The organism is Streptomyces fulvorobeus (assembly GCF_013167895.1).
GTDB classification, from domain to species: Bacteria; Actinomycetota; Actinomycetes; order Streptomycetales; family Streptomycetaceae; genus Streptomyces; species Streptomyces fulvorobeus.
Genome location: NZ_BLWC01000001.1, coordinates 5,075,742 through 5,091,282, shown reverse-complemented (window position 1 = coordinate 5,091,282; position 15,541 = coordinate 5,075,742). Strand labels below are relative to the sequence as shown.

The 15,541-nt window shown below is 65.5% G+C and carries 8 protein-coding genes and 3 pseudogenes; 8 read left to right on the top strand and 3 right to left on the bottom strand.

Going from position 1 to position 15,541, the window contains the following annotated elements; translation table 11 throughout:
• Positions 1–43: 43 nt before the first annotated feature.
• The 5 genes and pseudogenes from Sfulv_RS22870 to Sfulv_RS22850 all read left to right on the top strand — a co-directional run bounded on the left by Sfulv_RS22870 (position 44) and on the right by Sfulv_RS22850 (position 5,334).
• Positions 44–1,603, top strand: a complete 1,560-nt coding sequence (locus Sfulv_RS22870) for an ISL3 family transposase (RefSeq protein ID WP_218578056.1) — start codon at positions 44–46, stop codon at positions 1,601–1,603.
• Positions 1,604–1,641: 38 nt separating this feature from the next.
• Positions 1,642–2,352, top strand: a pseudogene (locus tag Sfulv_RS22865) (IS256 family transposase); the annotation flags it as partial.
• Between the two features lie 272 nt (positions 2,353–2,624).
• Positions 2,625–3,176, top strand: coding sequence for an EF-hand domain-containing protein (locus tag Sfulv_RS22860; protein WP_173316402.1), 552 nt, complete (start codon positions 2,625–2,627; stop codon positions 3,174–3,176).
• Between the two features lie 523 nt (positions 3,177–3,699).
• On the top strand, positions 3,700–4,569 hold the full coding sequence (locus Sfulv_RS22855; protein ID WP_256669064.1) for a transposase family protein: 870 nt from the start codon (positions 3,700–3,702) through the stop codon (positions 4,567–4,569).
• A 204-nt stretch (positions 4,570–4,773) separates the two neighbouring features.
• The gene (locus Sfulv_RS22850; protein ID WP_246353192.1) at positions 4,774–5,334 is read left to right on the top strand and encodes an SMI1/KNR4 family protein; all 561 of its coding nucleotides are present in this window, start codon (positions 4,774–4,776) and stop codon (positions 5,332–5,334) included.
• Positions 5,335–5,390: 56 nt separating this feature from the next.
• Here Sfulv_RS22850 and Sfulv_RS22845 read toward each other — a convergent pair.
• From Sfulv_RS22845 to Sfulv_RS22835, 3 genes and pseudogenes are all read right to left on the bottom strand, one after another.
• Positions 5,391–9,844: pseudogene (locus Sfulv_RS22845) on the bottom strand (golvesin C-terminal-like domain-containing protein).
• A gap of 44 nt (positions 9,845–9,888) precedes the next feature.
• The gene (locus Sfulv_RS22840; RefSeq protein WP_173316400.1) at positions 9,889–10,803 is read right to left on the bottom strand and encodes a hypothetical protein; all 915 of its coding nucleotides are present in this window, start codon (positions 10,801–10,803) and stop codon (positions 9,889–9,891) included.
• Positions 10,804–11,144: 341 nt separating this feature from the next.
• The gene (locus Sfulv_RS22835) at positions 11,145–11,885 is read right to left on the bottom strand and encodes a penicillin-binding transpeptidase domain-containing protein (RefSeq protein WP_173316399.1); all 741 of its coding nucleotides are present in this window, start codon (positions 11,883–11,885) and stop codon (positions 11,145–11,147) included.
• Positions 11,886–12,781: 896 nt separating this feature from the next.
• Here Sfulv_RS22835 and Sfulv_RS22830 point away from each other — a divergent pair.
• From Sfulv_RS22830 to Sfulv_RS22820, 3 genes and pseudogenes are all read left to right on the top strand, one after another.
• Positions 12,782–13,072, top strand: a complete 291-nt coding sequence (locus tag Sfulv_RS22830) for an ArsR/SmtB family transcription factor (protein ID WP_173316398.1) — start codon at positions 12,782–12,784, stop codon at positions 13,070–13,072.
• 23 nt (positions 13,073–13,095) lie between these two features.
• Positions 13,096–13,604: pseudogene (locus tag Sfulv_RS22825) on the top strand (GNAT family N-acetyltransferase).
• A 575-nt stretch (positions 13,605–14,179) separates the two neighbouring features.
• Positions 14,180–15,454, top strand: a complete 1,275-nt coding sequence (locus Sfulv_RS22820; RefSeq protein WP_173316397.1) for a cation:proton antiporter — start codon at positions 14,180–14,182, stop codon at positions 15,452–15,454.
• The last annotated feature ends 87 nt before the right edge of the window (positions 15,455–15,541 follow it).

Genomic DNA, 15,541 nt, shown 5'->3' with positions numbered 1-15,541 from the left:
CAACCGTTCGCAATCATGCATCGCGTGCTCTCGTGATGTGCTTTTGGAGCTGTTTCCGTACCTGTCCGCGTTGCTCATCGAGGAGGTCGAGCGACGGCCGGACAAGGTGGTGTTGAGGACGCGGGTGCGGGCGACGTGCGGGTCCTGCCGGTGCGGTCAGAGCTCTGCTCGGGTGCACGGCCGGTACGTACGCAAGCTGCGTGATGTCGCCGTAGGCGGGCTCGGCGTGGTGATCGAGTTACGCATACGCCGGTTCCGCTGCGAGAACACTGCTTGCACGGCGGTGACGTTCGCCGAGCAGATCGTGGGACTGACGACCCCGCACAGTCGGCAGACCCCGCTATTGCGCGGGGTGCTGACGCGGATCGGACTGGCTCTGGCCGGCCGGGCAGGAGCCCGCCTGGCCTCCGCGGTCGGCATCACCGTGGGCAAGGACACGCTGCTGCGGCTGGTCAGAGCCCTGCCCGAACCGGAGGTCGGCGAGGTGGAGGTCCTCGGCGTCGACGACTTCGCTTTCCGCAAGGGCCGTCACTACGGCACGGTGCTGATCGACATGGCCACCCACCGTCCACTGCATCTCTACGACGGGCGCGAAGGGGAGGAACTCGCCGCATGGCTCCGCGACCACCCCGAAGTTAAGGTGATCTGCCGGGACCGGTCCAGCGGTTACGCGGAGGGCGCACGCATCGGGGCGCCGCAGGCCGAGCAGGTCGCTGATCGCTACCATCTGTGGGCCAATCTCGGCCAGGCGGTCGAGAAGACGGTGAACGGTCATCGCTCCCGTCTGGCCGAACCGCCTTCGGAACCGGCAGACACTCCCGACGAACCGCAGGTAGTCCAGCCGCCGACAGAGCTGAAGATCGTGACTCGGCTCCGTGAACAGCATGCTGCCGCCCACGAGCTGTGGCAGCAGGGGATGTCGAAGGCGGCGATCGGCCGGAAACTCGGACTGCACCAGGCCACCGTCCGCAAACTGGTTAACGCCCCCACCGCGGACGACATCGTCGCCAAAAGCCTGCAGCGGGCGCACGTCGTCGACCCGCATGTCAGCTACCTGCACCGGCGCTGGAACGAAGGCGTCAGAAACGCCACCAAGCTCTACCGCGAGATTCAGGAACAGGGGTACCCCGGGGGCGAGTTGGCCGTCCAACGTCATCTGGGGCAGTACCGCACCGGGCGCGGACACGCACCCGGTCCGGGACCGAAGCCTCCGTCGGTCCGCGAGGTCACCTCATGGATCATGACTCACCCCGAACACCTGCGGGACGAGGACGCCGGCAAGCTGCACCGGCTGCGTGAACGCGATCCCGAGCTGGACCGGCTCACCGGGCACGTCAGGAAATTCGCCGTCATGATGACCGCACGCCACGGCGACCGCCTCGAGGGCTGGATCACCGAGGTCGAACAAGACTCCCTCGCCCCACTCGCGGGCTTCGCCCGCAACCTCCGCCGCGACTTCGACGCCGTCCGCAACGGACTGTCCCTTCCCCACAGTTCCGGCGCCGTCGAAGGCAACATCAACCGGCTGAAGATGCTGAAACGGCAGATGTTCGGCCGGGCCAGCCTCGATCTCCTTCGCAAACGCGTCCTACTCGCGCGATGAGTCCAGCCCGTCCGGATCACAAGATCGTCGACAGAACCAAGATCCGCGACGGTGCCGTCGCGAATCGGCCGATCTACATTGCCCTGGCCGTCACCGTCGAGGGCCGACGGGACATTCTGGGGCTGTGGGCCGGCGACGGCGGCGAGGGTGCCAAGCACTGGATGCATATCCTGACCGAGATCAAGAACCGCGGCGTGAACGACGTCCTCATGCTGGTCTGCGACCGGCTGAAGGGGCTTCCCGACGCGGTGGAGACCGTCTGGCCCCGCACCGTGGTGCAGACCTGCGTGGTCCACCTGCTGCGGAATTCCTTCCGCTATGCCGCCCGCCAGGACTGGGACAAGATCGCCAAGCTCCTCAAGCCCGTCTACACCGCGGCGACCGAGGAAGCCGCACTCGAGCGGTTCGCGGAGTTCGCCGACGCGTGGGGCAAGAAGTATCCGGCGATCGTCCGGCTCTGGGAGAACGCCTGGGAGGAGTTCACTCCGTTCCTCCGGTTCGACACCGAGATCCGCCGCATCGTCTGCACGACCAACGCGATCGAATCCGTCAACGCCAGAATCCGGCGGGCGGTCAAGGCCCGCGGGCACTTCCCGAACGAGCAGGCCGCGTTGAAGTGCGTCTACATGGCGATCATGTCGCTCGACCCCACGGGCAAGGGGCAGGCCCGCTGGACCATGCGCTGGAAGACAGCCTTGAACGCCTTCGACATCACCTTCGACGGCCGGCTCTCCGCAGCCCGTCAGTAACCTCAACCACCCTCGTTACACCGTTCGATTGACAGACCCAGCCTTCGCCCAGCTCAAGTCCTGGCACATCACGCGCAGAGCACGCTGCTCGCCCCGAGGCATCAGCTGCACCGTCCAAGCCATCCACACTGCTGAGCTGCGGCTACTCAGGATGAAAGAGGCTCATTGACCATTCTAACGAGTGGTTTCAGGCAGATTAACTGTTCCTTGACTTGAAGATCGATGAGAATGTATTTGACCGATCGGGTATCTACGTCAAGAGGGAATGTGGCATGGCCAATGTGGCAGACGACCTCATCAGCGAAAAGTACGGGCGGGCCTTCGACGGCCTGGACGCCAACGGCAACGGCGCTCTGGAGTGGGATGACCTCCAGGCCCTGATCGACCGTTTTCCCAGTGTGTACAACCTGAGCAAAGACGACCGCCGAGTCCGTTCGCTGCAGGCTATCTACCAGATGCAGTGGCTCGAACTGCTGCGTCACGCGGGCGTCGAGAGTGACCGCCTCAACCGCGAGCAGTACATCACGGCCTCGCGTCTGACCGCTATCGATACCAGCAGGCTCAATATCGTCGAGGGCTCCGCCCATGCGGTCTTCGACTGCATTGATGTCGACGGGGACGACGAGATCAGTAAGGACGAGTACGCCCGCTATCTCAGGGACATCTGGCAGGTGACCGACCCCGACGCCATGGAATCCTTCACGCAGCTGGACACGGACGGAGACGGGACCATCTCTCGGCAGGAGTTCATCCGGGCCATTCGCGAGTACTACCATTCCAACGACAGCCACGCCGCCGGATCCAAGCTTTTGGGGCACGTCTAGGACGTGTTGTGAAAATGCTGGTCACAGTTACTCGTTGAGAACTGTGACCAGCACGGTCGCTTTTGGAGCAGCGAGTGGCCGGTCAGTGCACCAGCAGAAGGGTGGCTCTACACCTGTCGGTCCATCCGTAGTCGCGAGGATATAGGCGAGTTCGGTGACCCGCTGAGCACCTCCAGGAGCATGGCTTCTTAGCGGCCCATGGGCCATGCGTGGGCCACCGAAGCTCCAGTGGGCGGCTGACAGAGCGACTGAAGCCGCTGTCCGCTCTGCGATCCAGCGTCTTGCAGACGCAGGACACCTCAGGGTCATCTCTTCGACCTCCACACCGACTGGTCAGTAACGGTGCCCCGCCCCCTGAGGGCCCCTCTCGCCATCGTTTTCCCGCCCCCGACCTCCTAGCGAGCTCGTGCATGGTTGGCGGTGTGCGTCGGGTCCTTGATCGTTGATCATGGTCTGTGTGGTGGGGAACCGGGCACGTGCAGCGATCATCCGAAGCCAGCGGATCACGGGCCTGACGCCCGATGTGAGTGCTGAACTCGTCGCCGAGGTTGGCCCGTTGTGGCAGGAGCGGCACCAGGCCGTCCTGACCGCGCGGCCCAGGCGGCGAGCCGTGGGCTCCGGAGCAAAGTACAAACTGGTCTTCGTCGACCGCTTGTTGGCGACTCTCGTCCACCTCCGCCACGGCGCAACCCACGATGTACTGGCCTGTTGGTTCGGCGTAGACCGCTCCACCATCACGAGCGCAATCAGTGAAGTACGCCCCCTGCTGGCCCAGCGGGGCTGCACCGTCACCACCGATATCCGACTGCGCTCGCTCGCCGAGGTCATCGAACACCTCGGAGCGAATGGCCGGACTGGGATCATTGACGGCACCGAGATCCGGGGCCGACGCCCCGCCGTCGGGCGCAAGGACCGGGAGAAGTTCATCTCCGGCAAGAACAAGCAGAACGCCGTGAAGTCCATGGTCGTCACGGACGCCGAGGGGCGGCTGCTGTTCTGCAGTCCCGCCGAGCCCGCCAGCTGCGCGGACATCACGCATGCCCGGAAGTTGGGCCTGGTCAAGCTACTGGCAGACGCGCCTGCCGTGGAGATCCTGGCCGATGCCGGCTATCAGGGACTCGGCGCCCAGACGGGCGGGCGTGTGGTGACACCGCCGCACCGCAAGTTCAAGAAGAACCCGCCCGAATGGTACGAGGAGATGCATGAACGCCAGCGCAAGGCCCACTCCTCACGCCGCATCCGCGTCGAGCACGGCATCGGGCACCTCAAGAACTGGCGGGCCCTCGCCCGCCACCACGGCCGCCGCGAGCACATGAGCGACATCATCCAAGCCGTCGCCGGACTGCCCTCCCACCAGCAGACCGCCACCGTCGCCAGCAGCCTGCGAACGTGAACACGACGGCCAGACCTCGGCCCTCGACGCGCCACCGCCAACCATGCACGAGCTCGTAAGCCGTTGTAGAGGCTGCGGACGACGGCAAGCACATCGGAGACCGTTCTGTCGAGCCGCCGTAAGCTCGTCGCGACACTGGAGTGATCACACGTTGCGATGATCATTAGATGCTGCCCGGCGTGAAGTAGATAGGAGTAGGGGGAAATGACAGCAGTGGAAAGCTGGTCTCGCGTGATGACTCTTCTTCGGGAATATGCTCCGGCTGATCATGCTGATCTGCCTGGTCCGGCTACAGAGCACATGATTTTGGCCGCCGAAGAACGGATGGGAATCTCGCTCCATCCGGATCTCAGGGACTGGCTGCTGCAGAATAATCTGGATCTTCCTGAAGAAGAAATGGACGACGATGTCGCCTGCTGCGGTTACGCCGGGTTCCCGGACGAGGGGAGCTTCTTTCTGGGCATCCGGGCGATGGAGAAGCTCTACGCGAATCACCCCTTGTCCGGTGGGGGCGAATGGCGCGAGGAGTGGATCCCGTTCCTGTCGGATCAGGACGGCTGGATGGGGCAGTTCATCGATGCGACGGACGGGCGTATCGGCAGATGGGTCGTGGGTGAGCCCACGATCACCGGAGAGTACGCGTCACTGGCCCACTACTTCGACTCCGTGGCGGAGATGCTGACGAGAGGATCGGCGCGGGGGACTATCCGGTCTGTTCCGTTGCCGAAGGGCGACTCGTCTGGTCGTGAGGCTGTGAGGTCGTGAAACACAAGTGCCCCCCGGAACCGAAGAACGGCCGGGGGGCACTTCCCATGGTCCGGTTACGGAGTGGGTGCGGTGAATCCGTCGAGGTCGACCCAGTAGCCGTCGTCCTCCATCAAGCGCTGTTCCTTGATGAAGTCACCGAACGGCCGCATCGACTGGGTGTTCTGCCAGTTCGACATCGAGGACCGGCCACACGGCTCCTTCCACGTCGGTGGCGTGGTGTTCGGCCGCAGGTGGAGCGTCATGGTGTCATCGGCGTTGCGCCTGACATACGTCTGTATGCACTCCGCGCCGCTGTAGTTGACGGGGTTGGGGCCCGCCGAGTTTCCGGCGCTCTGGAAGGAGTTGGCGAAGGCGAACTCGTCACAGCTCCTCGCGTCGGTACGCGGCTCCCCTGCGTCCAGGGACCACATGTCACTGAACAGACCGGTGCCGCTGTAGGTCTTCCATTGCCTGGCGCAGATGAGTTGACGGTTGCGATCCGACTGGATCTTGCCTGAGCCGTCGACGGACATCTTGTTGCCCAGGTAGGTGAGCGGCTTGCCGCTGCTGCGCTGGCCCCACTTGATGTTGGTCTTGCGCCACATCATGTCGATGTGTGCCGCGGCCCCGGGGAACTTCTTGGAGTTCATGACATACGTCGGCTTGTAGCCGGCGAACACACAGCCGGTACCCGCGTTGGCGACCTCGGTGTCGCAGCGGATGTCCAGCTTGGCGCTCTCGAATTCGGACGGATTCACGACCGAAGTGCTGTTGACCCTGCCGCCGAGAGACAAGTACGGGTTGATCGTGTTGGTGGTGCCGCTGGGCGTCCACTTGAACCGCGTAGTGACGGTCCGCAGGAGCGTGTCGCCCTTGGCGAAGGTCTTCGACCCGTTCCAGTCGACGCTGGTGACGTCGCAGTAACCGCGGCACTTGGCCGCGTAGTCGAAGGTGGCGGAGTTCACCGTACCGTCCATCGACTTCAGCCGGATCGTGGTGACCTGCGAGAGATCGGCACTCTTCGGGTCGAGGTAGTACGTGATGTAGAGGTCGAAAGCCGCGCTTCCGACCGGGACGGTGTTCGAGTACTCCGTCATCGCGTAGTCGCTGTGGATACAGGCGGTGGTGCGCTTGCGGCTGAGGGAGTGGTTGACCGTCGAGCATGACGCGGTGCTCGTGGCGGCCATCGCCATCGGCGCCGCCGTGGCAGTGTTTGCCGAGGAGCTGCCGGCCGCGGAGAAGAGGCTGTCGGTGATGTCCTCCTCCGGCTCGACCGGCGCCGGGTCCGGAGCGGTCGGGTTGACCGTCATATTGCCGGTCAGCTTCAGGCCGTTGTACGTGCCCGGGACGAACGCCAGCGCGTCGAAGGCGATGTCGGCACTGCCGTTGCCGCCGTTGAAGTTGTCGAGCCGCACCTCCGGGATCTGGTCACCGAACTCGTAGGCGCCCAGGTCCACCCACTTGTTGGCCTGGTTCGCCGTCTGCGATATCGACGCCTCCTCTTCCCCCTCGGGGTCTGGATCCGGTAGACGGCGTTGGTGGTCTGCGCCCCGTGGTCGGGGATGTGCGCGAAGATCTTCGCCTGACGGGTCGTGTTGGTCAGCGGAGCGTTCAGCTTCCAGGTGCCGGTGACCTTCATACGGTCCGCGATGGCCGGGTAGGACTCCGGCGAGCGGGTGTGCGCGAACCAGAAGTGGTTGCCGTAGCCCGCGCCGATTTGGTGCGTGTCGATCTTCCCCGGATACGTGGTGACAGTGGTCGGGCTGTCCGTGCCGTCGTGGGTGAGATCCATCTGGGTGTCCCACGGCACGTAACTGAGGCTGAACGTGCCGCTCGACTTCACCGCTCCGCAGCCGCGGCTGGTGTCGACTCCCGCGGGGATGGTGCCGTCGGGCAGGTCGTCGACCACCAAGGTGGGGGCGGGCAGAGACCCGGTGGAGCAGTTCGGCGGGTATGAGCCTGCGTCCGGCTGCTCGCCGTAGGACGTGGTGAAGCGGTGCACGCCGTTTCCGCACTCGGCGAGGCGTTCGCAGTCCTTCCACTGGTCCTTGGTGATCTCCTCGTGCCACCAGCAGTGCAGCCAGTGCGGGTTGGTGTCGCTGTCGCCCGAGTCGGCGGTGCAGGCGCCCATCCCCTGGTCGTTGGAGTCGTTGTCGCCGATCTTGGACGGGTCGCAGTAGTTCGACCCGTTGCAGAACAGGTCAACCGGCGGCTTGGCGTTGGATCGGTCCGTGTTGGTGGTCCACCACGCGGCGCGGTAGCCGGCCTGGAAGTTGCCGGGCGCGAACATCGCCGAGATCGGGCGGGCCGTCCAGCCGATCACCTTCTCCTGGTACGGCCAGTCCTGCGGGTGCGCGGCGTGGCTGTAGTCGTCCCCGGCCGGGTTGGTGGCGTTCTGAAGGAAGGGGACGCGGTTGGCCTTCCACAGGGGGTTGGCCGGGTTGTTGGTCCAGCCGGCGCCCCAGTGGCCCTGGGAGTCCGCGGTGTTGTAGAAGCCGGAGTTGTACGCCCACAGGGCGAAGAACCAGTTCTCGATCCACTTGGGGTGGCCGCCGTTGATCTTCATCCCGGCGTTGTAGGTCTGGTTCCACTTCTCGGACAGGATCCGCACACCGGCGGCGATGTTCGCCGTGTAGTCGAGGGCGACGGCTTCCTGCGCGAGCGTCGACAGAGCGGTCTCGCCCGGCTTGGTCTTGCCCGCCAGGCGCATACCGTCGGTGGCCTGGGTGATGCCGTAACCGCAGTCGGCGTCCGCCCAGTTGATCCGCCAGGGGTCGAGCTGCTCGCCCGAGGCGGCGTAGTCGACACCGTAGTAGTTGCCGATCAGGGTGTTGGCGGTGACACCGGGCACGGCGAAGCGGGTGGCCTGCCACATGTTGGACTCCTGCGCGGTGATGCCGAGCATCACCTGCGCGGGAATGTGCCACTTGTCGGTGACGTCCGGGTCCTCGTTGTCGAGGGTGCCGTTGGGGTCACCGGCGAGCACGGTCGGCGGGAACAGGCCCTGGGGCTGGTAGCCGCCGGTGCCGGTGTTCTTCCAGTTCGGCGACCGGTAGAAGTCCAGCTCGCCGACGACGGCCTGGTCCACGGCCCATTCGACCTGGCGTGGAGTGGGCTGGAACGCCTGCTTCTTCACGTCGTTGCGGGCCACCGAGCAGTACCGCTCCCCGGTGCCCTCGCTCGGGTTGTCGGCCTGTGCGGTGAGAGCCTGGGTACGGACGGTCTGCGTGGACAGGCCGGTTGTGCTCTTCTTGCCCATGTCCGGGCCGGAGTCGACCGGGCCGCCGGTGGGTAGAGCGGGGGACAGGGCGTACCCCTGTGCCTCGCCGCCCACACGGTGCGCGCCGGGGCGCAGGTCGAGGGTTACGGACCTGCCCGAGTCCAGCATGCGCAGGGCCGTACGGGCGGGGCGCGGCTTGGCGGCGTCCTCCGGGTTGACCAGGGTGGTCTTCCCATCGGACCAGGTGGTGGTCAGGGCCGCCTGGGCGTGGCTGGAGATCGCCGCGCCCTTGGGGAGCTTGCCCGGGTTGTGCACCCGCTTGGGCAGGGCCTTGGACGTGGCGTCACCGGTGACGAACACCTCGCCGCGTGCCGAGCGGGTCAGGTCCCAGGCGTGCAGCCCGCCGGAGGCGACGGTGGCGGGCTGGGTCTTCTTGCCCTGCCTCACCTTCGTACGGTCCAGGTGCTTGGCCCAGGCGGCCGGCTTGTCGGACGCCTTCTTGTCCAACTCGCGGTCGATGAAGGTGATACCGCCGTCGGTGTCGGCGGTGATCTGGAACGGCACCGTGGTGGTGGACGCCAGGGTCTTCTCGGCCGTGCCGTTGATCCGTACCAGCTTGTTGCCGTGGGCGGCGACGATGCCCGCGTCGGTGGGGATCGCCGAGGTGATCTGGCCGGCGAGCGTGACCGGCTTCGACTCCTTGCCGGTGGCCGCGTCGACGGTGATCAGACGGGTCTGCTGCTTGTCGTCACCGTCGTGGGTGAGCTGGGTGAACACCGCCTGATCGCCCTGGCCGCAGCCGGGCGAGAAGTAGGCGAGCGACGACTGGAACGGCAGCTTGGTGACTTCGCCCGAGGTCAGGTTGACCACCGCGGTGAAGGCACCGCGCACCATCAGCTCGGGCTTGTTGGTGAACATCCGCGGCGCGTACGAGACGGCCGCGTACTTGCCGGACTCGGTGACGCAGTGGTTGCCGATCCAGGTGTCCGAGGCGAAACCGTCCTCGAACAGACTGGCGACCGTCTGGAGTTGGTAGCCGTCCTTCTCCTTGCCCGCAAGGAGGTGGAAGCCGGTGCCGTCACCGGTCGTGGTGACCGCGGTGTCCGCGGATTTCTCGTAGCCCTTGCCGAGCAGGCCGGCACGGTCCTTCGCGGGGATCGCGGAGGGCTCCAGGGAGAGCTTCTTCTGCTGCTGGGTGGTGTCGCTCCACCCCTGCGCCGCGCCCTTGGGCGGCTTTGGTTCCTCGGCCTGCGCGGGCAGGCTCAGCGGTATCGCCAGCGCGGTGGTCACCGCAAGGGTGACCGGCACGCGCAGACGTATTCGTATTTTTCTCAACTGCGTTCCTTGTCTAGTTACTTGGTTGCCTTTGCGGCCGCAAGGACCTCGCCCATGCGCTTCTTGATGGCGGCAAGCTGGTCCTTGTTCTCCTCGATCAGCCGCTTCTGGATGGCCGACTCCTCCTTGAACCAGACCTCGATCAGACGGGTCTGCTCCTTGCAGTCGATGTCGTCCAGCGCGAGCTCGATCGCGTTCTTGGTGGTGCCGTCGCCGTCGGCGTAGCCCTGCTCCATCGCCCGGTACGGATCGGCGGCTGCGCGGCCCTTGTCCTTCATGCAGGCCGACCAGCTCTTGAGAGCCTTCTCGACCGGCTTCAGCGGCCGGGACTCGGAGAGGCTTGTCGAGGCGAGCCCGGCGACAAAGCCCGCATCCTCTTCGTTCACCTTGAGTCGCCGCTTCGACCAGCCGGCGCAGCCGCCCTCGTGCAGCTTCTTTCCGTTGTGCTCGGCGCGCGCGGGCTCCGGGACCCTGCCGAAATGGCCGTCGCTGTCCTTGGCGCCCTTGGGCGGGGCGAACTCAGGCTTCTTCCGCCCGGTAAGGACCTCCACCTCGATGCCTGAAAGCCCCTCCTCGACGGATTCGAGGCTCCGGCTCAGCTCCTTCGGCAGCCCGTACCCGTACTTCTGTGCCTGTGCGCGGTCGCTGAGGCCGTAACGCCGCTCGATCGAGACGGCGTTGCTGTGGGGCGGCGGGTTCACGCCGGGACGCGGCAGATCGACGGTCAGCCCGTACTCGGACATGCACCGCGTCTGCAGGATGCGCAGCGCGGTGTCGACGGCGACTTGATCCGAGTACGAGACCATGTAGCTTTCAAGCGGCAATTCCAGACCTTTGACCAGGCCGGAGCTGGGAATTTCCTCTGGCCACTCGATCTGGTTGACGTGCGTCTCTTCCGTAACCGCGCCGGGGAGGGCCCGGACGGCGAACATGAACTGAGGGCTATTGCTGCGAGCATGGCAGTTGAGGCAGTGAATGCTGGCTTGAGGACGTGCACGGGTTCCTTCTCTATGTGAAGTCATGAAGCGCTGGGATGCTCGTGCAGATGTGCTTGCGTACCACTGACAAATTGGCACGGAGTGACCGACCCGGTGCGATTCGGGGGCTGGGGTTCGCGGGAATTCGGTGTGCTCAGTTACCGGCGTCGAGTACTGCGCGAGTAATAGCTCCGGCACTGGTGACGTCCTGACCGTGAGCAGAAGTTTCGGACGCCACAGCGATGTCCCCGCTGAACGCCGTGAACCACCCATGAGCCGCCTGTCCGGTTCCCTGTTCAGCGAGCCCAGGCCATGGATCCGTGGTCTCCATAGCTTCCGGCCATAGCAGAGGCTCCGGTGCCCCGAGATGAGTTGTGGCTCATCATTTCGCGCAGATTTTGGGCGATTGTGGCGGACAGTGTGCGTACGGCCCGTGCCCGTTCGGCGTCCACCATGTCGGCTGCCACGAATGTCGGCTGCTTGAAAGTGCCGCTCTTTAGCGTGGCCGTGATGGAGGCGAGGTTGAGAACATTGAGACGGACTTCCCCACGGCCGACTGCTGCCGCAGCTTTGTCCGCGCCGGTGAGCTCCGGGACCGCTCCGTCGGCAGTGGTGATGCCGGTTTGCCAGTCGAGACCGAGACCGAAGACGTCCTTCGCCTCCTGCGCCAGCGCTCCTGGCGCGAGTTCCCCGGCGAGCTTCACGAATCCGGTGTCGCAGGAAGCAGCGAAGGCATCAGCGAACGTGCTGCCGGATATGCCGCTCTTCAATCTCGGGTTGGTGAACGAGGTGCCTTCCACGCTGGCCTGGCTGGGGCATGCGACGGCGACCGTCGGTGTGACTACCTTGTGTTCCAGCAGGGCGGCGGCGGTCACGATCTCAAAGACGGAGCCTAATGCTTCGACACCTTCTAGAGCAGGGTTCATCTCGCCAGTAGCTGAGGTCGCCACCGCCAGCTCTTCTCCGGTGCTGGGCCGTAACGCTGCAAACAGCACCGAAATCCGTCTTGCCGTGATCCGGTTCTTCTTCACGTTCATGACTCTCCTCAATTGCCGAACATTGAGGGGAAGACAAACAGACGCTGCGCTCTGCAGAAATCGCAATGTTGACCGCGCAGGCACCCTACTGCCTACCGTCCGGGCATGGCGAAATGAAGAATTGATCGAAGTGGTCCCGGACGAGTGCCCTGGTAGCCCGACTTCGTCACTCTCTCGCTTCAGGCCAGACAGCTTGACGCGCTGATTCAGCGTTCCCCTCCCAAGCGCGCGTCACTACACACCGAAAGGCATGGCGTGTAGTGAGAAGCACATGCGTGCCCTGCCCATCGACTCGGTCATTAGATCATCACCACTTCTCCGCGAAGCGGACATTCCATGATCTAACAGACTGTCACAAGTTAATCTCTTTCTCATTTGCAAAATAGATCTAATGATGCCCCGTATGGGTTGACGAAATGCCTGCCGGCGCGCTGACCACTGAACTGCACTGCCAGCGTGCAGAGTTGAGGCTTCAGGTGGCTGAGCGGGGTCGGCAGGACAACGATCACAAGAGACCTGCAGGGCGATGCATCACGGCAGACTGCCGAAGCTGTTCGGCGGGGTGCGGTTCTGTCCACGCCGGGCTGGTCCCGCGAAACGGGGCAAGGTGGTGTTCCTGGAAGATCGCGAAGCCGAGGAGGTCCACGGTCCGGCCAGGCGGGGCGACTCCTTCGGCAACACCAAGGTCCGCAGTCTTTACTTCCAGATCGTCACCGCCAAGCCCGCTGACCACCCAGCCGTGCAAGGGGCAGACGGTTCGTGCAAGGGCGTCCCAAGCCTGTTGCGCGGAGCCTTCATAGCAGTAAGGGCGATGGCGGTCACCGCGCGGATCGTCGCGTGGGCGGCCTGCGCGTGGAACCGAGTGCCTGCGCACCGATCTGGACGCCACCCACCAGATGCTGGTAACCCCCACCACCGTTGACGGCCGCTACATCCTGCGCGCGCTCGGCGACCCAGTCCGCCTGCGGCTGTTCTCCGCCGTCGCCTCGCACAAGGGCGGCGAGGCGTGCGTGTGCGACATCTCCGACGTCGGCGTCTCCCAGCCCACCGTCTCCCACCACCTGAAAAAGCTGAAAGAGGCCGGGCTGCTCACCTCCGAGCGGCGCGGCACCTGGGTGTACTACCGCGTCGAGTCGTCCGTGCTGGCCGCGAGGGGCAAGCTGCTGATCCTGCCTGCTGCGGCCTGACCGGACAAAGGGGAGGGAAAGCAGTGGGCAGCAGGACATCGAGCGCGACGATCGTGCCACTCGTGCCGGAGCACGCCGAGCAGGTGCTGGCGATCTACCAGAGCGGCATCGACGAGGGGAACACCACCTTCGAGACCGTCGCACCCTCCTGGGAGGCGTTCGATGAGGCGAAGCTGGCCGAACACCGCTTCGCCGCCGTCGATGAGGACGGCACGGTGCTGGGCTGGGCCGCCGCGAGCAAGGTCTCGGCCGGTGCGCCTACGCGGGCGTGGTCGAGCACTCCGTCTACGTCGACCCCGCAGCCCGGGGCCGCGGCGTCGCCTCCGCCCTGCTCGAAGCCCTGGTCGCCTCCGCCGAGCAGGCCGGGATCTGGACCATCCAGTCCGGGATCTTCCCCGAGAACACCGCCAGCCTCGCCGTTCACCAGCGTGCCGGCTTCCGCGCCATCGGCACGCGGGAGCGCATCGGACGCCATCACGGCGTCTGGCGTGACGTCGTCCTCGTCGAGCGCCGCAGCGCCGTAATCGACTGAGGGTCGGAAACTGCCGCGCCGATCGGGCGGCAGCAGGGCTTGCAATCGGTACCCAGGTACAGGTCTACCGTCGAAGATGCCCCCACCCGCACCGCGCGGGACACCGACGACGGGAGTGGTCACCTTGACGACCTGGGTACCGCAGTCCTGCACGCTGCCCACCGCGCGGCAGCCGGTTTCCGCAAGAGCCAGAACTCACGAAGTCATGCTCCCTGCAGGTTGCCGCATGATCCGCAGCTCCGTGCGCATTGCCGACGCTCGAAGCGCAGTGAATGCGCCCGTCCGAGTTTCGGTGCGCACTGTCCGCTCGACCAGCTGGGCGTCCACGACCGGCCCGTCGACATCGGACAGTACGTCAACGGTAGGGGCCGTCGCCGATGCCTGTGCCCTCACGTCTGCCGCCGGTCGGGCGGCTTTGTCGGCGGGCGGCGTCCGTCTCGTAGTGGGCATGCGAATAACTGGCATCCGCGTTCACGCCGGTGGCATGCGGGCATGTGATCTTCGAAGACAGTTGGCCCTGGTTCCGATGAGGGCGGGGCCACGGGGTGGTACGGCGGAGGGACGGGCGTAGCGCAGTGACAATCGCCGATGCGGTGTTCGCGTGGTTGGGAGCCGGAGCGCTGCTCGCGGCAGTGCTTCCCCGGGTGGTGGCCGGACGTCCGCTCTCGATGCCCCTGTTGTTCCTGGTGGCCGGCGTCGGCGTGTACCTGCTGCCTTTGCCGCTGCCTGTGATCGATCCGGTGGAAGACCGGCAGCTGACTGAGCACATCACCGAGATCGGAGTGATCATCTCGCTGATGGGCGCCGGGCTGGCGCTCAATCGACCCGTCGGCTGGCGTAGGTGGGGCACCACGTGGCGTCTGCTGGGCGTCACGATGGTGTTGACCGTCGTGGCCACCGCCCTTGTGGCGTGGTGGCTGCTGGACTGGCCGCCCGCGGCCGCTCTGCTGCTCGCGGCCGTCCTCGCTCCGACTGATCCGGTGCTCGCCTCGGAGGTGCGGGTGGGTGAGCCCACCGAAGAGGAGGACGACGAGGACGAGGTGCGCTTCGCCCTCACCAGCGAGGCGGGCCTCAACGACGGGCTTGCCTTTCCTCTGACGTATGCGGCTGTCGCGCTGGCCGCAGCCGCGGGAAGCGGCTGGTCGACAGCGTGGGTCGGCGCTTGGGCGATGGAGGACGTCGCCTTCAAGTGCATCGTGGGTGTGTTGAGCGGGGTGCTCGTCGGCCGGCTGCTGGGCTGGTTGTTCTTCCACGCCCGCTCGCCGGTGTTGCGCATGTCCGAACACCGGGATGGCTTCGTCGCGCTGGGCGCCACCTTCCTGGCCTACGGAGTGACCGAGCTGATAGGGGGCTACGGCTTCCTCGCCGTGTTCACCGCCGCATGCGCGATCCGGGCTGCCGAACGTGCCCACGGCTTCCACAACATCCTTCACGACTTCGTGGAACAGATTGAGCGCCTTTTCACCGCAGCGTTGCTGTTTCTGCTGGGCGCATTCATCGCACTGGGCGGCCTTGCCTCTCTGACCTGGCAGGGCGCTGTCACCGGGCTGGTGCTGCTGCTGGTCATCCGGCCCTTGTCCGGATGGGCCGGGCTGCTCGGCAGCCCTATGCACGCCCGGCAACGCTGGGTTGTCGCGGGGTACGGCATCCGCGGTATCGGTTCGCTGTACTACCTTGCCTACGCTCTCGGACAGCACGACTTCCCGGTGCCGGCGCGGGAACTGTGGGCGGTGGTGACGTTCACCGTACTCACCTCAGTGGTACTGCATGGCGTCACAGCAGGTCCGGTGGTCACCCGGCTCGACCGGTTGCGCACTGCCGCCACGCACCCGCGCCGCGAGGAACCCTGAGGTTGCCCTGAGGATCGCAGGCGTCAGAAGCCGGCTGACTCCCCCGTATTCACCATGAGGCCATGGACACGCCACGCAACGTCCCGG

What these genes read in the sequence shown, in the direction of transcription:
- Sfulv_RS22850 (WP_246353192.1), top strand. Translation starts at nt 4,774, where the DNA reads ATGACAGCAGTGGAAAGCTGGTCTCGCGTGATGACTCTTCTTCGGGAA.
- Sfulv_RS22840 (WP_173316400.1), bottom strand. Translation starts at nt 10,803, where the DNA reads ATGTTCGCCGTCCGGGCCCTCCCCGGCGCGGTTACGGAAGAGACGCAC.
- Sfulv_RS22860 (WP_173316402.1), top strand. Translation starts at nt 2,625, where the DNA reads ATGGCCAATGTGGCAGACGACCTCATCAGCGAAAAGTACGGGCGGGCC.
- Sfulv_RS22835 (WP_173316399.1), bottom strand. Translation starts at nt 11,885, where the DNA reads ATGAACGTGAAGAAGAACCGGATCACGGCAAGACGGATTTCGGTGCTG.
- Sfulv_RS22830 (WP_173316398.1), top strand. Translation starts at nt 12,782, where the DNA reads ATGCTGGTAACCCCCACCACCGTTGACGGCCGCTACATCCTGCGCGCG.